This window comes from Shewanella sp. H8 (assembly GCF_040285065.1).
Taxonomy (GTDB): domain Bacteria; phylum Pseudomonadota; class Gammaproteobacteria; order Enterobacterales; family Shewanellaceae; genus Shewanella; species Shewanella polaris.
Genome location: NZ_CP157213.1, coordinates 608191 through 629204 on the forward strand (window position 1 = coordinate 608191; position 21014 = coordinate 629204).

The 21014-nt window shown below is 40.9% G+C and carries 15 protein-coding genes; 9 read left to right on the plus strand and 6 right to left on the minus strand.

All coding sequences use genetic code 11. The features are described 5' to 3' along the window. Window positions 1-278: 278 nt before the first annotated feature. From ABIS04_RS02625 to ABIS04_RS02645, 5 genes are read left to right on the plus strand one after another with little or no spacing between them, the layout of a single operon-like run. The gene (locus tag ABIS04_RS02625; RefSeq protein WP_140233246.1) at window positions 279-896 is read left to right on the plus strand and encodes a hypothetical protein; all 618 of its coding nucleotides are present in this window, start codon (window positions 279-281) and stop codon (window positions 894-896) included. Window positions 897-921: 25 nt separating this feature from the next. Then, window positions 922-2004, plus strand: a complete 1083-nt coding sequence (locus tag ABIS04_RS02630; RefSeq protein WP_350432505.1) for a hypothetical protein — start codon at window positions 922-924, stop codon at window positions 2002-2004. Window positions 2005-2057: 53 nt separating this feature from the next. After that, a complete protein-coding gene (locus ABIS04_RS02635; protein ID WP_350432506.1) occupies window positions 2058-2756 on the plus strand; it encodes a C39 family peptidase in 699 nt (232 codons plus the stop codon). Between the two features lie 10 nt (window positions 2757-2766). Continuing rightward, window positions 2767-3480, plus strand: a complete 714-nt coding sequence (locus ABIS04_RS02640) for a hypothetical protein (protein ID WP_140233249.1) — start codon at window positions 2767-2769, stop codon at window positions 3478-3480. 29 nt (window positions 3481-3509) lie between these two features. Then, window positions 3510-4838: a transporter gene (locus ABIS04_RS02645; protein WP_206194441.1), complete on the plus strand. Its 1329-nt coding sequence runs from the start codon at window positions 3510-3512 to the stop codon at window positions 4836-4838. A 170-nt stretch (window positions 4839-5008) separates the two neighbouring features. Here ABIS04_RS02645 and ABIS04_RS02650 read toward each other — a convergent pair whose 3' ends face one another. Beyond that, window positions 5009-5920 (minus strand): LysR family transcriptional regulator, encoded by a 912-nt coding sequence (locus ABIS04_RS02650; protein ID WP_137223147.1) that lies wholly within the window; start codon window positions 5918-5920, stop codon window positions 5009-5011. A gap of 129 nt (window positions 5921-6049) precedes the next feature. Between ABIS04_RS02650 and ABIS04_RS02655 the strand changes: the two genes are divergently transcribed. The 3 genes from ABIS04_RS02655 (at window position 6050) to fusA (ending at window position 14694) form a co-directional block, all read left to right on the plus strand. Next, on the plus strand, window positions 6050-10603 hold the full coding sequence (locus tag ABIS04_RS02655) for a biotin carboxylase N-terminal domain-containing protein (protein ID WP_350432507.1): 4554 nt from the start codon (window positions 6050-6052) through the stop codon (window positions 10601-10603). Between the two features lie 138 nt (window positions 10604-10741). Continuing rightward, window positions 10742-12211, plus strand: a complete 1470-nt coding sequence (locus ABIS04_RS02660; protein ID WP_350432508.1) for a diguanylate cyclase — start codon at window positions 10742-10744, stop codon at window positions 12209-12211. Between the two features lie 389 nt (window positions 12212-12600). Beyond that, window positions 12601-14694 carry an elongation factor G gene (fusA, locus tag ABIS04_RS02665; protein ID WP_140233252.1) on the plus strand — a complete coding sequence of 698 codons (2094 nt, stop codon included), beginning with the start codon at window positions 12601-12603 and terminating at the stop codon, window positions 14692-14694. 104 nt (window positions 14695-14798) lie between these two features. Here the strand turns inward: fusA and ABIS04_RS02670 are convergent, their stop codons facing one another. Continuing rightward, window positions 14799-15683, minus strand: a complete 885-nt coding sequence (locus tag ABIS04_RS02670) for a LysR family transcriptional regulator (protein WP_350432509.1) — start codon at window positions 15681-15683, stop codon at window positions 14799-14801. A 93-nt stretch (window positions 15684-15776) separates the two neighbouring features. On the opposite strand from ABIS04_RS02670, the gene ABIS04_RS02675 reads away from it, so the two are divergent. Beyond that, a complete protein-coding gene (locus ABIS04_RS02675) occupies window positions 15777-15929 on the plus strand; it encodes a hypothetical protein (RefSeq protein WP_167495963.1) in 153 nt (50 codons plus the stop codon). 187 nt (window positions 15930-16116) lie between these two features. On the opposite strand, the gene ABIS04_RS02680 is transcribed toward ABIS04_RS02675, so the two are convergent. From ABIS04_RS02680 to napA, 4 genes are read right to left on the minus strand one after another with little or no spacing between them, the layout of a single operon-like run. Next, entirely contained in the window at window positions 16117-16542 is a 426-nt protein-coding gene (locus ABIS04_RS02680; protein WP_137223137.1) for a nitrate reductase cytochrome c-type subunit, read from the minus strand. Further along, the gene (gene napH, locus ABIS04_RS02685; RefSeq protein ID WP_350432510.1) at window positions 16539-17453 is read right to left on the minus strand and encodes a quinol dehydrogenase ferredoxin subunit NapH; all 915 of its coding nucleotides are present in this window, start codon (window positions 17451-17453) and stop codon (window positions 16539-16541) included. Before napH ends, ABIS04_RS02680 begins: the two co-directional genes overlap by 4 nt. Next, window positions 17450-18184, minus strand: coding sequence for a ferredoxin-type protein NapG (gene napG / locus ABIS04_RS02690; protein WP_137223133.1), 735 nt, complete (start codon window positions 18182-18184; stop codon window positions 17450-17452). Before napG ends, napH begins: the two co-directional genes overlap by 4 nt. A gap of 34 nt (window positions 18185-18218) precedes the next feature. Further along, window positions 18219-20702: a nitrate reductase catalytic subunit NapA gene (gene napA / locus ABIS04_RS02695; RefSeq protein WP_137223131.1), complete on the minus strand. Its 2484-nt coding sequence runs from the start codon at window positions 20700-20702 to the stop codon at window positions 18219-18221. Between the last annotated feature and the right edge of the window lie 312 nt (window positions 20703-21014).

Consider the following 21014-nt stretch of genomic DNA (forward strand, 5'->3'; position numbering starts at 1 on the left):
AATTAGTTATTCCCACTTTTATTTATCTATTCTATCCATTTTATCTCTTGATCTGAGTTGAAAAGCTTCAAAAAATATATTGCTGGCACATTCAGTCTCATTATTAAGATTTAGCTTTTATTTTAAATTAAACGCTATTTCAACAACCTAGCAATTTTTATTCTTAATTTTGAGAATACCCTTCCACTAAAAAATATCTATCTAATTGAAAATAATAACTTTTATATGTTGGCATAAGTGTTGCTATATCCTTATATCGAGTATGGAAGGAACATCTTATGGATATCATTAGCAGATCATATTGCAGCCTATTGCAATTGTCATTGAAACGAGGAATACAACTTAGTGTGTTAGTACTGGTTGCTCATTCTTACGCTGATGATTCTACTGTCATTGGTTCACATGTGATGCAAGGAGCAGGTCGAGCAAGTATCAACCAAGCTGCTGGCGATTTTAATATTCAGTCTAACAGTCATGCATTAGGCCAACGCACATCGATCAAAACGATTGATTATAGTCAATTAACTCAACCAAGATTATTACCAGAATCCACTAAGCAACTTACTGCAGTAATAGACAGTCAAGCATTTGCTCAGTTTCAAGGCTTAGCAAGTATTAATCAAGTCAGCGGTGAGCAAAACATACAAGCTAACATAGGCAGTATAGCCATGGACTCGACCCTAGAAACCATTATGGGGCAGGGGTTAAATGATGAAGCACTAACTCAAGTGTCAGGCCAAATGACACCGGCATCCTATCAATCATCATACTATCAGGCCGACATCGCTCCAGACAGTTTTTTGGATGCGCAGGGCGTGATGCAAGTTAATCAAATTTCTGGTGACAATAATGTTGCCATTAACCAGTTCTCGTTGCAGTTACCAAGCGGGAATTAATAATCATCGATCGGAGGAATGGAAGATGAAAAAACTAACTCTAGTGCTAAGTATTGCAGCAATAATGAGTGGTTCTGCATATGCAAATGGACCAGGAAATGGACATGGCAATGGAATGAACGATTCTGACAGCAGTGTTGAGCTAAATAAAAAAGTAGATGTGTCTAAAGAGCTTCAATACAAAGGAAAGGTCACCATTGAAGGTACTATTACAGCAAATGGCTTAGGCATGGCTGTTATAGAAAATGTACAAGAATCAAGCAGTAACTATGGTGAGAATTTTTATCATGATAATGACGCCAAAATCACTGGCGATGCATTTAGAAACTCAAGCGGTAATATTGGTGTAAACCAGGCCGCTGGTGATTTCAATGCTCAAAGTAACTCAGCTGCGTTAGCCTCCATTGATGCCGACTTTGCTTTTGGTTCTGGTGATGCTGAAATTTTCAGTACTCAAATGGGCGGAGGCAATGAAGTGTGGAATGATGCCTCAACCAATACGTCTACTATTAATGGTGCTTCATTCATGAATGCCACAGGTAATATTGGCGTCAACGTAGCTGCAGGTAACAATAATATTCAAGCCAATAATATGGCTGCATCCACTTATAATGGACGTTTAGGTGAAGCCAGTGTATCAAATGTTCAAAAAACTGCTTATAACGGCACGATGAATATGGCTGCCATGCATGAAACAATGGGAGAAGCTAATATAGAACTTTCTTTCACTGCTGATGGAACCTCGAGCGGAACGTCAACTCTAGCTGAGAATTATTATCCAGAAGTAATCTCCGGTAATGGAACTCATGGTAATGGCCAAGTAATTGGTCATATTGATTTTGATGCTGAGAATCCAAGTAGCCCCGGTATGATGACTTTTGAAGAGATTGGTACTGTTGAGTTGAGCGGAACAGTGAGCGGTGTATTGCCATACGTTATCCTTGAAGTGCAAAAAACCAACAATTCCTCATTGTTAGCAGGAACAGCTTTCCAAAATGCATCGGGTAACATTGGTGTTAACTTGGCAAGTGGTACCGGTAACTTACAGTCAAATAATTTAGCGTTAACTAGCATTACCGCTGCTTCGACACTTGTAAGTGCTGAATAGTGCTATTCAGCTTTTTATGAATAAGGCAGGGGGCTAGCCCCCTGATTCATCTTATGCGCAACATTACTCAATTGATTATCTGTGTATTGATCATTTTCAGTTTCATTCACTACAATTATGCTGCCGAGATCCCGTTAACGGGGGTTGTGCCTGGTATGGGAACCTATTCTAAATCTATTCAGAGTATACGTGAAAGAAAATTTGAACATGTTATAGAGCAAAAAACAGATTTTTCATGTGGTGCCGCCAGTTTGGCTAGTTTGTTGAAATATGCCTATGACCGTCAAGATATTGATGAGCAGAAAGTGCTAATTGGTATGTTAGAGCATGCTGATTTGACTATGGTTAAGGAACAAGGCTTTTCATTGCTTAATATGAAACGGTATCTGCAATCTCAAGGATTAAGGGGACGGGGATATAAAGTCGGTGAAGCTGAAATGTCATTGCTCAAAATCCCTGCAATTGTATTACTCAATGATGGTGGTTATAGCCATTTTGTTGTTTTTCGTCGCCAGAATGGTGGAGACGTCTATTTAGGTGATCCTGCGTTAGGAAATCGGATTATGACAGTGGATGAGTTTACCGAAAAGTGGAATGGGGTGGTATTTGTGGTTATTGGGCAAGAATATCAACGCGATAATCCTTTATTGCACCCAAGAGCAAAATTAACGTTTCAAGCACTCGACCCACTCTCACCGATGACAGATGCTGAGTTACTCGAATTTGGTTTTTCTTATTCAGATATGCTTTAAGGAGGAAGGTATGAAACCAAGCATGATGCTATTAATGGCTATATCAGCTCCAGTGATGGCGAGTTCTCCTTCATTGACGATATTTCAACACAGTCAAGTATTGACTGATTTTGAACTTGATTCAATGAAAGGTAAATACATCAATAATGGTCAAGATTATTATTTTGGATTACAAATGCAAACGCAGTTTATTCAAGATAATGGCGTCCAGCAACAGGTTGGCATGCAAATCGAATTTGCTCAAGTCGATAATCAACCCTCGGTAAATATTACTATTAGCGATCCAAATGTTGTTGCTAGTCAAAATAGTTTTCAGTTAGATACCTTGGGACAAACTGCTGGGTTACAACAACGAATTCAAATTGCTGGCAATGAAAACTTAGCCATAAATGAATTAGACATGGCCCAAGGTCGATTAGCACCATTATTGAATGGAATCAATGTTGCCGTCGGGACAACGCTTGTGAGCAATAATGGCAATACTATTTTTTCGGCTAACAGTAACACCGTTGGCTATCAGGTCGAACTGGCTTCAGGCAGGGCAAATCAAGGTATTAGCTATCAAAATGGTAATGGACAGTTAGTTCAAAGCATTTTTATTGATGGACTCAGTCATGGCGTGATAAACCAGTCAACATTAAGGTATGACGGTATGCCTGTTGGGCCAATTGAGTCAAATATACTTGGTAGGCAAATCAGTGATTTAACCGCACTCGGATTTTAATTCATTCTGTACAAGGCAAGGATGTATATATGAATAAGAAATGGACCTCTGCAGTTGCAGTGATACTGCCTGGAATATTGGCAGTACCTGTATATGCTGCAGATATTGATCCTCAACCAGCCTTACAATCAACCTTATCGGAACAAGATATTGCAGCACTTAAACAAAAACTGATTCAGTTGAATCAACAAATTAAATTGCAGCAACAAACGATTAATCAGATGGCTCAACAGGTGCTTAAGCAAGAGGCATTAAACAGACAAGCCAGCAACAAAGATGTCGCCTTAACAACCCAGCAGCCAGCATCAACCCCCTCATCTGCACCCGCACTACCAACAGAGCGACCAAGTGCTCAATCAAGCCAGCAATCAGTAATTGCCAGCCAGACTACAAAGCGAAAAAAAGCGCCAGACAGAGCAAGAAGTACTGATGATGTATTACAAGAATCACATAATGTTTTTTCTCGAAAATTTACTGTAGAACCTTCATTTACCTATAGTTACTACAGCCGTAAAGATCTCATACTGAGAGGTTTTTTAGCGCTTGATGCCATTTTTTTGGGTAACTTAAACTTAGATCGTATTCGCACGAATACTACACAATTGGATCTCACCACCCGTTATACGTTAAATGATAACTGGCAGTTCGAGCTCGGGTTACCGTATCTGTATCGATGGACTCAATATGACTCGGTGGGTGAAGGGAATTCTAGCCAACGATATGAAACCGCCAAAATTAGTGGTGGTCAAATTGGCGATGTCAGTGGTGCTGTTTATTATCGAATTAATGCGGAATCAGTAGATTGGCCCGATTGGGTATGGAATGTCAGAGTTCGTGCCCCAACTGGAAAGGATCCGTTTGGGATCCCGCTCGAAACATCTGAAACCGGTAATTTGACCTATCCGACCGAAATGGCAACAGGGTCAGGTGTTTGGGGGGTATCGACAGGGTTTAGCTTAGCAAAAACGTTTGATCCCGCAATTGTATTTTTCAATCTGAATTATGGCGTTAGCTTCAAAGAGTCATTTGATGATTTATCTGGTGCAACAGGGTTAAGCCCTGGTGAAATTGATTTAGGTGATTATCTGGATTACAGCGTGGGATTGGCTTTCGCGGTGTCTGAGCGAATGAGTTTGAGTATGAGCTTTAATCAGCGATTTTACAGTAAAACCAAACAAAGGCCAGAAGGTGGGGAGTGGGAGAAAATCCCTCGTACAGACACTAATACCGCAAGTTTAGGTATTGGAGCTACGTTAGCTTTATCGCCTAATCTGTCTATGGTGACATCAATGGGTGCTGGACTAACAGAAGACTCCCCTGACTACCAAATCAGTTTGCGGTTTCCTTATCGATTTTAGTGCGGATCAGATAGTTTAGCGTTATAAGTTTCTAAATCGAGATAACCTCAAAAGGCTTATTATATGGCCATTTGAGGTTATTTATCGCGTTAATCGCTCTGGTATTAAATACTAAATAATATTCACAATAACAAAGGGGCGGTGGCGATATTTTTACAAGTCGTTTAGCCTTAACTCATCATCGAATGTAGTGATTCTTGGCTGGTATATCGCTTGGTAAAGAAGTCTAAAAAAGCACTAATATTACTGGCTAGCTGACGGCGGCTTGAATAAACCCCATACACTTTAAAGGGTTCCATTGGCCATTCTTGTAAAATGGGTACTAAGCTTCCGGTTGCAAGTTCTTGTTTGCAACTTGTGTTAGACAGCATGGCGATACCATAATCATCCAATGCTAAGCGCTTCACCATACTGGCACTATTGACTCGCACTTTTCGTTTAAAGGTTGCCATGATTCTACGGTTGCCTTTCCCTAATGGCCAAATAGGGGCCGATAAAGTCGTACCGAGTAAAATACCTTTGTGCTGGGTTAATTCTTGTGGTGTTGCAGGACTACTGAATTTTTTAATATAACCTGGGCTGGCAACCAAAATAGGTTGGCGTTCAAATAATAATCGAGCCACAAGATCGGAAGACTGCAGCGGACCATACTTAATGGCAATATCGTAACCTTCACCAACAAGACCTACATCACTGTCTGTAAATTGAATATCCAGTTCTATGTTGGGATAAAGTCGCATAAAACTAGAGCATAGATGGCCAATAACATCTTGCGAAAATGACACTGGAATAGCAATGCGTAATGAGCCTGAAATATCATTATGGGTATTTTCTATCGTGGCTTTGGCTGCCTCAATTTCATGACTAATTGAATCACAGTGCTGAAAAAATAATGCGCCTACTTGAGTAAGACTTAAATTTCGGGTATCTCGTTGGAGTAATCGCACCCCGAGTTGTTCTTCTAATTGGGCAACTTTACGGCTAATTGTTGATTTAGGTTGTCCGATCTCTCGTGCTGCTTGAGAGAATCCTCTGGCTCTAACAACGGCTGCAAACAGCATCATACCGTTCAAATCGGGCATTCAAACCTCACTGTCTCAAATATGGAACAAAGCGTCCAGCGTAGTTTATATGGTAATTTACCCATTAACAAAGTTATATTTACGGGCTAATAAAATTTTTCAGAGGCTATATAAGCAGAGGATCTAAGGATGACCAGCAAAAAGCAGCCCGCTAACAAGACCCAAGTACTATCGGCTGACCCACTTTTCTTACAAGCTGAACACTTGGCTAAAGATTTTTCATTATTTCCTGCTCATAACAAGCAGAGTTTATCTGAAGAAGTGAAAGGACTATTAACAGAAGATACCATTCAAGCTAACTTGAAAAGTTTGGCATCTTTAGACGTTGATGGTTATGTCAATAAAGTTATTCAACCAACGTTGGATAAAAACCGCCCAGGGGCGAAGCGTATGATCGCTGACTTAAAAGGCAAAATTATTGCCGAAAGTCATATCGGACCGTTTTATCGTGCTGAAGTGGAACTTAATTTTGGCACTCGTACACGCCGTATCGGTTTTATTGCGCAAGAGCGTACGACCGCAAACGGTGCTTGGATGCCAGAGCATCATCTTGCAGCATGTAAAGCAATTCGTCACTTCGCTGAATTGTGTATGCCAATTGTATATTTAATTGATACTCCAGGTGCTGATGCTGGTGAAGTTGCCAATAGTCAAAACCAAGCGCATACCATTTCTAAAGCCATTGCTGAAAGTGCTAACGTTGATGTGCCTACTGTCGGTATTGTGATTGGTGCAGGCTATTCAGGTGGCGCTATTCCATTAGCAGCCGCCAACATTTTACTATCTGTACGAGACGGTATTTTCAATACTATCCAGCCACAAGGCTTACAAAGCATTGCGCGTAAGTACAACTTGTCATGGCAAGAATGTGCTAAGTCTGTTGGCGTATCACCAGAAGAGTTGTATACCGCCGGTTGTATTGACGGCATTATCGATTTTACGCCGTCAGATAAAGATGAACGCCAGCATAATTTACGTCGTGCGATTATTAGCTCTATTGAAGCTGTTGAACGCGCTGCGATGAATTTTGTACGTGATTCTACAGATTTAAAAGAGCACTACGATAGAAGTTTACAGCGTTTCTTATCGCCTTCGGCTAACTTACTTACGCTCGAAAACAATACTCGTTTATCTGTCGCCAATAACCCAACGATGTACCACAATATTTTTGGTAGTGCCTATCGTTATTTGCGTTACTTGACCTTGCGCAGTCGTATTCATTCAATTACACAAGACCAATATGGTCGCTTGTCAAAAGTGAGCGTGCCTGAAGGTGATTTGTTAGCGCGTATTAAACAAGAGCAAGAGCGTGTATTCCAAGCGTGGTTAACTAACCCTGATAAGTTAGTTTACGATGAAGAGTTAAATAAATTATGGGGTACGTTTAGCGCTAAACGTAAAGAGATTTCTACCGAACGTAACGTGATTACGCGTTTTATTTTGGGTGAACCTAAAGAGAACTACAAAAAAGCACGTAAAGCATTGTTATTTAACATCGGTTGGTCGTTATATCATCGTTGGAAAAGTAATGCGGCTAACAACTTCAATGGCTTAATTAAGTATTTAGAGTCGCTGCCTAAGTCTGCGACCCAAGCTCCATGGCCAGAACTTAGTCAGCTTACTGTGCTGGACATTGTTGTTAATGATGAATTACGTGAAGACTTTATTTGGCAGTGTCACAACGTGCTTATCTTCAATGCGTTATATGACAATGTAGTGGGCAGTTTGGCGTCAATTTCCAAAGAAGCCATGATGTCTAAAAGTTTGTCTCGCGAGTCAGTGGATAAGTTACTTCATAAAGCGATTGATAACGCAATATCGAACAGTGATAACGCTAACGATAAGAACAAGTTCTATAAGTGGCTTAAATACTTTATGGATCAATCGAATCGTGCCGAACTGTTAACACGTGTAGAGCAATGGAAGAGTGTGGGTTTCCCACAATTAAACGATTCGCTTTTTGTTATCCTAACTTACTTCTTTGAACGCTTGTTACCTGAGTACTTTGATAGCGAAGACGATCATGATAAGTACACTGGGACAATTAACCCTGTACGTATTGGCCGTCGTAAAGATTTCTGGAACCGTTTAACGATGGGTTACCAGGATTTACTGATCCAAAAAGTACTTCGTGAAGAGAAAAAGAAAGGCAAGATGGGCTGGGAAAGTGTTGTCAAACAGTTCTTTACTAAGTTTGATGAAATTGATGCCGACAAAATGTCAGCTAACATGCTTAACTTCCCTGGTTTCCGTTTATCAATTGAAGATGCTATCGATAAAAAGATCCGTCCTTGTGGTTTAATTACTGGTCTAGCTGATTTTAATAATAATGGTAGCAAGTTACGCGTAGGTGTTGCGGTTTCAAATACGGCCTTCCAAGCCGGCGCATTTGATATGGCCAGTGCTGAAAAATTCAGTTCGTTACTGATTGAATGTGCTAAACGTAAATTACCGGTTATTTGCTTTATCAGTTCTGGTGGTATGCAGACTAAAGAAGGTGCAGCAGCACTATTCTCTATGGCTGTTGTAAACGACCGTATTACCCGCTTTATACGTGATAATGAATTACCTGTGTTGATGTTTGGTTTTGGTGATTGTACTGGTGGTGCTCAAGCTAGCTTCGTGACGCACCCTTTAGTGCAGACTTACTATTTGTCAGGCACCAATATGCCATTTGCTGGACAAATGGTAGTACCTGCGTACTTACCGTCAACAGCAACTTTATCGAACTACTTATCTAAAGTACCTGGTGCGATGACAGGGTTAGTTCATAACCCGTTTTGCGAGACCTTAGATACTCAGTTGTCTGGTATTGACCCACTTATGCCATTACCGACAATGAAGATTGAAGAAGTGATCGGTAAAGCCTTGTCTACTCTTGTACCTGAAGTCGTTGAGTTAGAAAAAGTCATTGTACAAGATGATCCTCGTGCGTTGATGAAGCCAATTCATAAAGTGTTAATACATGCTCGTGGTTGTACGGCGGTTAAATTAATCCGTAAAGCACATGACAACAATATTAATGTTGTATTGGTTGCCTCAGATCCTGACATGACATCTGTTCCTGCAGACATGCTTAAAGATAGCGATAAGCTTGTGTGTATTGGCGGTAATACTTCAGATGAAAGTTACCTTAATGCTTACTCAGTATTAAAAGTAGCTGAATATGAAGATGTTGATGCGTTACATCCTGGTATCGGTTTCTTATCTGAAAGCCCGCAGTTTGCAGCGTTATGTGTAAACAATGGGGTTAACTTTGTCGGTCCTAGTGTGTATTCGATGACCACTATGGGTAACAAATCTAATGCCATCCACACCTCTCAAGCGCAAAATGTTCCCGTTGTGCCTGGTAGTCACGGTATTTTGAGTAACGCCGAACAAGCGGTGAACGTAGCGTCTGAAATTGGTTATCCTGTACTATTAAAAGCGGTACAAGGTGGTGGTGGTAAAGGTATCCAAGTAGTTAAACGTCCTGAGGATATGATTAGCTTCTTCCAGAGAACCGCAACAGAAGCCGCCGCTGCATTTGGTAATGGTGATTTGTATTTAGAGAAATACGTTACATCATTACGCCATATTGAAGTGCAGTTACTGCGTGATAAGTTTGGTAATACCAAAGTATTGGGTATTCGCGACTGTTCAGTTCAACGTAATAACCAGAAAGTGATTGAAGAATCAGGTTCAACTATGTTGCCTGAAGAGCTTAAACAACGTGTGATGGAATACACTCGTGCGTTAGGTGAGGCGACCGATTATATGGGCGCAGGCACTGTTGAGTTTATCTATAACTTGGATGCAAACGAAGTGTACTTCATGGAGATGAATACGCGTCTTCAAGTAGAACATCCCGTCACTGAAGCAACATCTGGTATTGATATTGTTAGTGCGCAGTTTGATATTGCTGCAGGTCGTTCAATTGAAAAATTGGAGCCAGTTGACCAAGGTTACGCCATGGAAGTGCGTGTGACAGCAGAGAAAGCGGCACTAGATAGTCAAGGTATTCTTCAGCTTATACCTAATCCAGGTAACATTACTGAATGTATTTTGCCTCAGCGTGATGATGTTGAAATTATTTCGATTGCAGCAACAGGCAAAGAAGTGTCGCCATACTATGATAGCTTGATCGCACAGATCATCATACGCGGTACTGATCGTGCTGACGTAGTAGCTAAAATGTATGAGTACCTTGATAGCGTTGTGATTAAAGGTATTGCGACTAACATTCCATTATTGAAGCTTATCCTTAAAGATCCAACGTTCAATGAAGGTGTGTATGACACTAACTACTTACCACGTTTAATGGCTGAGTTAGATATTCCAGCACTGATTGCTGAAATGGAAGCGGCTGCTGAAACCATTGGCGTTGATACTGAATCATTACGTGTTGGTGAAAGTAATGAACTGAAAGTATTGGCCCAAGGCGCAGGTATTTTCTATACCTCTCCAGCACCGGGTGAAGCAGACTTTGTTAAAGAAGGTGACATTGTCACGGTTGAACAAACATTAGCATTGATGGAAGCAATGAAGATGTTCTCTCAACTTACGTTAGCGGGCTTTAATCGTCAAACGGGTGTGTTATATCCTGAAGATCAAAAGTATCGCATAGAACGTATTCTCAATAGTAATGGTCAGCAAGTGTCACAAGGTGACTTACTGTTTGTTATCTCACCAGTCGAAGCATAATACGTTAGATTGATTGTTGAATAAAATACCCACCTTTTGGTGGGTATTTTTTTGTCATACTTTCGTATGTTGTAATACACTCAACATTGTATACACTTTTTCGTTCAACTATTTTATTAGAATTGTTGGATCACACTATTGAGAGAATTGAGTTGGCTTGGATCTTCTAAAGTATTATTGATTACGCTTTGGATATTGATTAATGGAATCGACACTAAGCATGCTCATGCTTCGGTGGTGGATAGTCAATCCATCGTTAATTTAAAAAATAGTAATGTCGTACGATATTGTGTTGATCCTGATTGGTTACCTTATGAAGCCATTGTTGATGGTCGTCATACTGGAATTTCATCTGATTATTTAGCTTTATTAGCACATTATACCAATCTGACTTTTGTGTTAGTCCCCACTTCGTCTTGGCGACAGAGCCTGGAATTACTCAAACAGGGTGAATGCGAACTAACGCCCATTTTAAATCAAACGCCTAAACGTGAGCAATATCTATCCTTTAGTCAGGTCTTTTTTAAATCACCAAATGTATTGGTGTCACTAAAATCTCAACCATTTTTACAAGGGTTTGAAAATATCGGCAACCGCTTATTGGCCATCCCCAAAGATTATCGCTTAGTCGAGTATGTACAACGGTATTACCCCAGCCTTAACACCATATTAACCAGTAATGAACGGCAGGGATTAGAAAAAGTCGCTAATGGTGAGGTAGACGTATTTGTCGGATCGATGTTTTCGGTTAATGCGTATATTCAGCAACAGGGATTAACATCACTTAAAATTGCAGGTTGGGGTGGCCCTGAAGATGAGTTACGCATAGGCGTTATCAAGGCAAAAAAAACTTTGTTACCGCAGATTAATGCTGGTCTAGCAAAAATCACTCAAGCTGATCATAATGCTATTTATAAAAAATGGCATAATATTACCGTCATTGAAGACATTGATTATAGTGTTGTTATCCAAGTTGGTACTGTACTTGGGATGCTTATTCTATTCTTACTTTATCGAACGATTTGTGTGAGTAAGTACAATGTCCACTTAGAAAAAAACAATAAGCAGTTACAACAATTGCATTTAGAATTGGAACAAAAAAATAGCGATTTGGATTTTTTAGCTCAACACGACCCATTGACAAAACTATTTAATCGTCAATATTTTAATCAAACCTTTTTAGATGATCCTAGGCAGCCTCAACAGAACAAACAAGCAAACAATAATATTAGTTTGGTTGTTATTGATATCGATTTTTTTAAAGCAATAAATGACAAGCATGGACATACTGTTGGTGACAAAATATTAGTTCAAGTCGCACAAGTGTTACAAGCATCGGTGAGAGATCTGGATGTTGTTGCAAGGTGGGGCGGTGAAGAATTTGTGGTGGTGTGTCAGCATGTAGCATTGCACGATGCTACCGAACTTTGCCAACGAATTACTGATGAACTTACCCACTTCCATTTTTACAATAATATCAAAGTGACCTGTAGTTATGGTATTGCCCTATTGAAGGACAATGAACCAATTCAAGCTTGTTTTGAACGTGCCGATGGGGCTTTGTTTAAAGCCAAGCAGTCTGGGCGTAATCAATATTGTAGCGCCTGATAAAATTATTTTGATTAATGTGTATACTCTTTTTTCGTCACTGGTCTTATTCGATAATAAGAACATAGTGGGCATCGCGGCAAACTCATATTCATCATAAAATGCACCTAAAAATGCTATTTTAGGTATTTAACCTCGAATTTAACATTTTTAGGGTAAAATAACGTGACGGCTAAAAAATAATCTATTATTTTTAGTCGTTTGTTTTATATGTGATTCTAGGCATTAATATCGATTTTTTGAGCTAAAAATAAATAAATATTGCACCAGCTATTTGCGCCCAGCAAGGTTCCAATTTACAATATGCGCCTTAATAACCTGATGTGCGGTGTGTCGGTTCTTTTTCGCATGCTCCGTCTACTTCTTAAACTAATCATTAAAGTTGAATCATGACCGAATTATCCAAATACAGAAACATTGGTATCTTCGCTCACGTTGACGCGGGTAAAACCACGACCACCGAGCGTATCCTTAAGCTAACCGGTAAGATCCATAAGATCGGTGAAGTACATGATGGTGAATCAACCACAGACTTCATGGAACAGGAAGCTGAGCGCGGTATTACCATTCAGTCAGCAGCAGTAAGCTGTTTCTGGAAAGGCTACCGTTTTAACGTTATTGACACTCCAGGCCACGTTGACTTTACAGTTGAAGTTTATCGTTCGCTAAAAGTGCTTGATGGCGGTATCGGTGTATTCTGTGGTTCAGGCGGTGTAGAGCCTCAGTCAGAAACTAACTGGCGTTATGCTAACGATTCTGAAGTTTCGCGTATCATCTTCGTAAACAAATTAGACCGTATGGGTGCTGATTTTTTACGTGTTGTTAAGCAAACTAAAGACGTATTAGCGGCTAATCCTTTAGTTATGGTTTTACCAATCGGTATTGAAGACGAATTCATTGGTGTTGTTGACCTATTAACTCGCGAAGCTCACGTTTGGGACGATACTGGTTTACCTGAAAACTTCACAATTCAACCTGTACCTGCTGACATGGTTGACTTAGTTGAAGAATACCGTGAAATGTTAATCGAAACTGCTCTTGAGCAAGACGATGACTTATTAGAAGCTTATATGGAAGGTGTTCAACCATCTATAGAAGACGTTAAGCGTTGTATCCGTGCCGGTACTCGTACAATGGCTGTGTTCCCAACATATTGTGGTAGCGCATTCAAAAACAAAGGTATGCAGTTACTACTAGATGCCGTTGTTGATTATTTACCTGATCCAGTTGAAGTTGATCCACAACCTCTAACTGACGAAGAAGGTAACGAAAATGGTGAGTTCGCTATTGTTGATGTTGATGCGCCTTTCAAAGCATTAGCATTCAAAATCATGGACGACCGTTTTGGTGCATTAACTTTCGTACGTATCTATTCAGGCCGTATCAAGAAGGGTGACACCATCCTTAACTCGTTTACCGGTAAAACTGAGCGTATTGGCCGTATGGTTGAAATGCAAGCTGATGAACGTAACGAACTTGAATCAGCACAAGCTGGTGACATTATCGCTATCGTGGGTATGAAGAACGTGCAAACTGGTCACACTTTATGTGATCCTAAGCACCCTTGTACTCTTGAAGCCATGGTATTCCCTGAGCCAGTTATTTCTATCTCTGTAACGCCAAAAGATAAAGGCGGAAGCGAGAAAATGGGTATTGCTATCGGTAAAATGATTGCAGAAGATCCATCTTTCCGCGTTGAAACTGACATTGATTCAGGTGAAACCATCCTTAAAGGTATGGGTGAACTTCACTTAGACATTAAAGTTGATATTCTTAAGCGTACTTACGGCGTAGACCTAATTGTTGGTGAGCCTCAAGTTGCTTACCGTGAAACTATCACGAAAGAAATTGAAGATAGCTACACGCATAAGAAACAGTCTGGTGGTTCTGGTCAGTTTGGTAAAATTGATTACGTTATTCGCCCTGGCGAGCAAAACACTGGTTTCACTTTCACCTCGAAAGTTGTTGGTGGTAACGTACCTAAAGAATTCTGGCCTGCTGTTGAGAAAGGTTTCAAGAGCATGATGAATACCGGTACTATCGCTGGTTTCCCTGTGTTAGACGTTGAACTTGAACTTCAAGATGGTGCTTTCCACGCAGTTGACTCGTCAGCTATCGCGTTCGAAATCGCTGCTAAAGGTGCGTTCCGTCAATCTATGCCTAAAGCCGGTGCACAACTTCTTGAACCTATCATGAATGTTGACGTATTCAGCCCAGATGACAACGTTGGTGACGTAATTGGTGACCTTAACCGTCGTCGCGGTATGATTAAAGATCAAAATGCTGGTGTTACAGGTGTTCGTATTAAAGCTGACGTACCGTTATCAGAAATGTTCGGTTATATCGGTTCATTACGTACAATGACTTCTGGTCGTGGTCAATTCTCTATGGAATTTGCTCACTACGCACCATGTCCTAACAGCGTATCTGAAAAAGTAGTTGCTCAAGTTAAAGAGCGTAAGGCTGCTGAAGCTAAGAAGTAATTCTAGTTTCGATTTGCTGATAAAAACCGTTGCTTAGGCAGCGGTTTTTTTATGCCTTAATTTTATGATATCAGCACTAGACTTTAATACTGATGGGATAAATATTATTTATGACTGTTTCTACTAAGTGTTAATAATGCGTTTGCTGGTGGGGTTAACGGCAGGTTTTCACGCCATATTAATGCTAAGTCCCATGTCATTGCTGGTTGCATCGGTTTAAATACTAACTTGTTATTGGTTAATCGTTGGCAAATGGGTTCGGGTAAAATAGCCACGCCTAAGTTAGCTTCAACCATGGCTGCTATAAAGTCCCACTGACCGCTTCGAAAAGCAATATTAAGTTGTACACCAGCTTTACGACTTAAGCGGCGTATTAATTTAGCCAATGAAAAGTCTTCATTATATAAAATAAAAGGATAAGACTCGAGATCTTGCCAGCTGATTTCAGCTTTGTCACTTAACAAGTGGCCTTCAGGCAAGCAGGCAAGCATAGGGTGCTTAATGAGTAGTTGATTGGCTAGCTCTGTTTTGTGAGTCGTTGGAAGCGCTGTGAAGGCAATATCAAGGCTGTTATTAATTAATGCTTGCTCACACCCAAAACCACCGTATTCATACATTTGCATTTCGATACCTGGGTATTGCTTTCTGTAGGTTGTGAGTAAACCAATAAATAAACTACTCATCATTGGGCATATCCCAAGCCGTAAGCGTCCAGTTTTTAAACCACTAAGATTACTAATATCTTCTTGAAGTCGATGCCAATGGCCTAAAATTTCTCGAGCACTTTGCTCAACGAGATGCCCTGCTTGAGTTAACTCAACCTTTTGGTTGTTCCTAACAAGCAATTGTTCACCCACATCGTGTTCTAAACGTTGGATTATTTTTGTTAGAGTCGGTTGGGTCATAAAGCATTTTTGCGCTGCACGGGTAAAGTTTTCGGTTTCAACTAAAGTTAAAAAACTCTGCAAGTTCTTTATTGGGATGTTCATGCTTAAATGGAATCCAGTCTATTATGATTATTCATTTTACCTATGAAGCATAAAGGATTACTTTGAACTCGTTAACGAAATGGAGCCATGGCAATGAAATCAACTTCAAGTTTATGGGTTGGCGCATTATGGGAAGCGGCGATGCCAGTGAAGCATGAGATGTTATCATCTAATGTGTCACAAACAGCTGCTGCACCGAGTACACAGCCTATTGAGCAAAAATCTCAACCAATAAACCCAGCTTAAGCTGGGCTTTTTGCTGTTTTATACCCCTCTTGTCATTAGTCTGTATGTACCTTCGCTTGAGGAGTATTGGTATACTCACTACGTGTTATTGTCGCTTTTTATTCAATCTTCTAATTTCCCTATTAAGCAGGTAAAAAAAAGCCGCTTACAATGCAAGCGGCCAAAATAGTCATAGGGGGGAAGTTGACTAATTGAAGGTGTTTTCTACCAATTGCTGTTTATTCTCAGCTTGAGGCACATGGCACTGATCGCAAAAATAATACATGCCTTTTACAGTACCTTTGTCGTCCATCACGTGTGATTTATCGACTGGAGTCGCTTTCATGCGCTTAGCTTTATCCCAACTGTGACAGCTTAAACAACCATTTTTATCAGTCGTAATTGAGTAAGTTGCTTTATGTGGAATAATGGGTGGTTGATGTACAAACGTGCGTTCAATTGCTTTACCACGTGTTGGGTAAACTGGCATCTCGTCTGCAGGACGTACTTCTGTCACTTGCGAGTCACCCGCAAGAGAAGATAGTTTTACGGGTTCAGGGTTTGCATGTGCTTGTTGACCTGAGTAAGCGCTAATCGCTAGCATCACGGCTGCTAAAGTGATTAATTTTTTCATAACTTGCTCTCCACCTTAAGAGGAATTCTGTTCGAATTATTTGAATTAAATCGGTTGGTATATTGGAATACGCGCGGTGCACAAACATCAATACAGCGGCCACAAAGAGTACAGTCACTATCGAGTATAAATGGCTGAATACTGCCTTTTTTTAACACAGGTTTTAACACCTGACGTTCTGGGCAAACAGTAAAACAATCCATGCAGTTATTGCATGCTTCAGCTCGAATAGCGGCTATTTTTATTGGGCTAACTTTGCCTATCAGTGAAAATAATGCTCCCGTTGGGCACAGGTGGCTACACCAAGCTCGTTCAACCACAAAGGTGTCGAGCAAAAAGATAACCGCTAATACCCATAGCCCGCTGCCTGCGCCAAATAATATTGCGCGATAGACGACGGGGACTGGATTTAGCCATTCCCACACTGTAACACCAGTGAGTATAGGTAATATCAACACTAATCCAAGCATGTAATAACGCAGATTTTTTGGTATTTCACTGGTGCGAGGCAGTGAAAATTTCCGTCTAATCCAGCTGGCTAAATCGGTGACAATATTAACTGGGCATACCCAGCTGCAAAACACTCTTCCGCCAAGTAGGGCATAAATCCCGACTATGATAACCGCGCCGAGTAACAGGCTTATTTCGGGCCAGTGGCCGCTCATAAGCACTTGTAACATTACTAACGGATCGCTTAATGGAATTGTGTCCAACAGTAAACTGGTTGAGAGATTTCCCTTAAGGAGCCATAAGCCCAAAAATGGACCAATGGCAAATAAGCTCAGCACACTCAGTTGCGATATTCTGCGTAAAATGAGGAAACGATGTGCCCCCCACCAACCAAGTTCGTTGACTGCAGCATTGGCAAAACGTGTTGCTGATTTTGGGCTATTGCTATGTTTTATATTCATAATGATAGCCCCTTATTTAGCATCTCAAGTGTCGTTTCTTCGGTGTGTTGATAAGTATCATGAGCAGCAGCCTTACCCATTGCAATATGCCTTGGTAATACTTTTATCACTGCTTGTTCTGTCACGCAGGCATGTTCACATTTACCACATCCGGTACACAAATCTGGATTGATGGTAGGTAAAAACATCGCATGGTGATCGCTCTTTTCATTGCGTTGCAGTACTAGTGTGATGGCTTTGTCTATTAACGGGCAAACCCGATAACAGACATCACATCGCAAACCTCTAAAGTTAAGACAATTTTTCTCATCTATTAAGACTGCTATTCCCATTTTTGAGTCGTCAATGTTATCTAGTTTTTGGTCAAGCGAGCCGCTAGGGCAGGCTTTAACACAAGGGATATCATCACACATTTCGCAAGGGATATTACGCGCAGTAAAATAAGGCGTACCCGTTGGGGCTCCATCAAACCAGCGTGCTAGTTTTAAGGTATCGTAGGGGCAAGCCTCTACGCATAAGCCGCAGCGAACACACGCTGAGAGAAAATCGTCTTCTGGCAATGCGCCGGGCGGACGAATAGCAAATGGGTCAAGTGGACGGGATTGAGTGGAAACAGTTGTTAACCCCAAACCGACCATACCCATTACACAACTGGCTTTCGCCGTTGTTGCAAGAAACTGTCTACGGTTGACACCGTTTACACTTGCTAGTTTGCTATTAATTTTGCTCATGATATTGCGTTCCATTTATGCACTAGGGTATTGATTAAGCCTTCATTACTTTTACTGGACACTTCTTAAAATCGGTCTCTTTTGACAAGGGATCAGTAGCATCGAGTATTAGCTTGTTGACTAGTTGGCGCGCATCAAAAAACGGCATAAAGACTACGCCTTTAGGTGGCTTGTTACGGCCTTTGGTTTCAACACGAGTTTTAACTTCACCACGAGGAGACGCTACGACAACTTCATCGCCACGTTGTAAACCTCGTACTTTTGCATCTTCTGGGTGCATAAAGATTTGAGCGTCAGAATAAGCGCGTTGAAGTTCAGGTACACGAGCTGTCATTGAGCCTGTGTGCCAGTGCTCTAATACTCGACCCGTTGACATCCAAAGATCATATTCTTTGTTTGGCTCTTCTGCAGCAGGCTCGTAAGGGAGGGCGAAAATAACCGCTCTACCGTCTGGCTTACCGTAGAAATTAAATCCTTCACCCGCTTTTACGTACGGATCACTTCCTTCGACAAAACGACGCAGGGTTTCTTTACCATCAATAACAGGCCAGCGTTTACCGCGGTTTTCATGGTAGTTATCGAAGGCGTCTAAATCGTGACCATGGCCGCGACCAAATTTAGCGTATTCTTCAAAAAGACCTTTTTGCAGATAAAAACCAAAGTGTTCACTTTCGTCGTTATATGCACCTTTGCACTGTTCTTTAGGATATTTGTTTACTTCACCGTTGGCGAATAAGATATCGTAAAGTGTTTTGTCAGCATTTTCTGGTTGCTTGGCAATTAGTTCAGCAGGCCATACTTCAGATACTTTAAAGCGCTTTGAAAACTCAACTAGCTGCCATAAATCTGATGTAGCCCCTTCAGGTGCTTTGACTTGCTGGTGCCAAAAATGGGTACGACGTTCTGCGTTACCATAAGCACCTTCTTTTTCTACCCACATTGCCGTTGGTAAAATTAAGTCTGCAGCCATTGCGGTTACTGTTGGATATGGATCTGATACCACGATAAAGTTTTCTGGGTTACGGAAACCTGGATAAATTTCATCATTGATATTTGGGCCTGCTTGCATGTTATTGGTACACATGGTCCAGTAACAGTTTAGCTTGCCATCTTTCAACATACGGCTCTGTTGCACCGCGTGGTAACCAGGTTTAGGTGGAATAGTACCCGCTGGAACTTGCCAAAGTTTTTCGGTAATTTCACGATGTTTAGGGTTTTTAACCACCATATCTGCTGGTAAACGGTGTGAGAATGTTCCCACTTCACGTGCAGTACCACAAGCTGATGGCTGACCTGTTAGAGAGAACGGGCTATTGCCTGGGGTGGCAATTTTACCGGTTAATAAGTGGATGTTGTAGAGCATATTATTTGCCCATACACCACGAGTATGTTGGTTAATACCCATAGTCCACAAACTCATCACTTTTTGTTTAGGGTCGGCATATACTTTGGCTAGCGTGATAAGGTTTTCAACTGCAACACCGCTCATTTCTGATGCGTATTCAACAGTATAAGTACTGACAAACTTAGCATATTCTTCAAAGGTAATTGGCTTAGAACCACCATTACCAGAGTTTTTAGCTTTCTTTTCTAGCGGATGTTCTGGGCGTAAACCATAACCAATGTCGGTAACACCTAAGGCAAAGTTAGTATGTTTGCTGACAAAGTCTTTGTTCACTGCATCGTTTTGAATAATGTAGTTAGCGATGAAGTTTAGGATCACAAGGTCAGTTTGTGGCTTGAAAACCATTGGGTTATCAGCTAAATCAAAGCTGCGGTTTTCATAGGTAGAAAGTACATGTACACGTGCATCTTTATGGCTTAAACGACGGTCAGTTAAACGAGCCCATAAGATTGGGTGCATTTCTGCCATGTTAGCGCCCCAAAGCACAAAATTATCACCGGCTTCGATGTCATCATAACAACCCATTGGTTCATCAATACCAAAGGTACGCATAAATCCACCCACGGCAGATGCCATACAATGGCGAGCGTTAGGGTCGATGTTGTTAGTCAAAAAGCCAGCTTTGTGAAGTTTAGACGCGGCATAACCTTCCCAAACTGTCCATTGGCCAGAACCAAACATACCGACAGAAGTTGGGCCTTTTTTAGCAATACTGGCTTTCCACTTTTCGGCCATGGTATCAAAAGCAACATCCCAGCTTACAGGAGTGAAATCACCTTCTTTATCATACTTACCATCTGTCATTCTTAGTAATGGCGTAGTTAAACGGTCTTTGCCATACATGATTTTTGATAAGAAGTAGCCTTTAATACAATTTAAGCCTCTGTTAACAGGGCTTTCTGGATCGCCTTTAGTTGCGATCACTTTGCCATTTTTGGTTCCTACTAATACACTACAACCAACACCGCAAAAACGACACGGGGCTTTATCCCACGTGACATCGCTCTTGCCTTCTGCTGCTTGAACTATGTTGATGGGAATAGCGATACCCACTGCCGACGCTGCTGCGGCAGCGGCGTTGGCTTTTAAAAACTCGCGACGGCTTATGCTCATGGTGTTCCTCACTCTTAGAATGTTTACTTAGTGTGTGATAGTCATTGGAGGTGACGTGATAGAGTGAGTCTAGTCCTTACAATCAACATGGGTATACCTCCGAATGGGTATAGTGATTAATAGTTGTGCAAGGTCACATTTTTCCATGTGATATAAATCTCATTTTAACAATTAGGTAAATGCTGTTTTAGAAGTTGCTTGTAAAGCATGTTGTGCCTGAAGTGTGGGATTTTCTATTTATTGAAAACCTATCTAGGCTATATGGTTAACCTAGATTGATTCATTGATTGGTTATGTTGATTAATGATGGAT

What these genes read in the sequence shown, in the direction of transcription:
- ABIS04_RS02675 (WP_167495963.1), top strand. Translation starts at nt 15,777, where the DNA reads ATGAAATCAACTTCAAGTTTATGGGTTGGCGCATTATGGGAAGCGGCG.
- ABIS04_RS02635 (WP_350432506.1), top strand. Translation starts at nt 2,058, where the DNA reads ATGCGCAACATTACTCAATTGATTATCTGTGTATTGATCATTTTCAGT.
- ABIS04_RS02650 (WP_137223147.1), bottom strand. Translation starts at nt 5,920, where the DNA reads ATGCCCGATTTGAACGGTATGATGCTGTTTGCAGCCGTTGTTAGAGCC.
- napH (WP_350432510.1), bottom strand. Translation starts at nt 17,453, where the DNA reads ATGAATATAAAACATAGCAATAGCCCAAAATCAGCAACACGTTTTGCC.
- napA (WP_137223131.1), bottom strand. Translation starts at nt 20,702, where the DNA reads ATGAGCATAAGCCGTCGCGAGTTTTTAAAAGCCAACGCCGCTGCCGCA.
- fusA (WP_140233252.1), top strand. Translation starts at nt 12,601, where the DNA reads ATGACCGAATTATCCAAATACAGAAACATTGGTATCTTCGCTCACGTT.
- ABIS04_RS02640 (WP_140233249.1), top strand. Translation starts at nt 2,767, where the DNA reads ATGAAACCAAGCATGATGCTATTAATGGCTATATCAGCTCCAGTGATG.
- ABIS04_RS02630 (WP_350432505.1), top strand. Translation starts at nt 922, where the DNA reads ATGAAAAAACTAACTCTAGTGCTAAGTATTGCAGCAATAATGAGTGGT.
- napG (WP_137223133.1), bottom strand. Translation starts at nt 18,184, where the DNA reads ATGAGCAAAATTAATAGCAAACTAGCAAGTGTAAACGGTGTCAACCGT.
- ABIS04_RS02670 (WP_350432509.1), bottom strand. Translation starts at nt 15,683, where the DNA reads ATGAACATCCCAATAAAGAACTTGCAGAGTTTTTTAACTTTAGTTGAA.
- ABIS04_RS02680 (WP_137223137.1), bottom strand. Translation starts at nt 16,542, where the DNA reads ATGAAAAAATTAATCACTTTAGCAGCCGTGATGCTAGCGATTAGCGCT.
- ABIS04_RS02655 (WP_350432507.1), top strand. Translation starts at nt 6,050, where the DNA reads ATGACCAGCAAAAAGCAGCCCGCTAACAAGACCCAAGTACTATCGGCT.
- ABIS04_RS02625 (WP_140233246.1), top strand. Translation starts at nt 279, where the DNA reads ATGGATATCATTAGCAGATCATATTGCAGCCTATTGCAATTGTCATTG.
- ABIS04_RS02645 (WP_206194441.1), top strand. Translation starts at nt 3,510, where the DNA reads ATGAATAAGAAATGGACCTCTGCAGTTGCAGTGATACTGCCTGGAATA.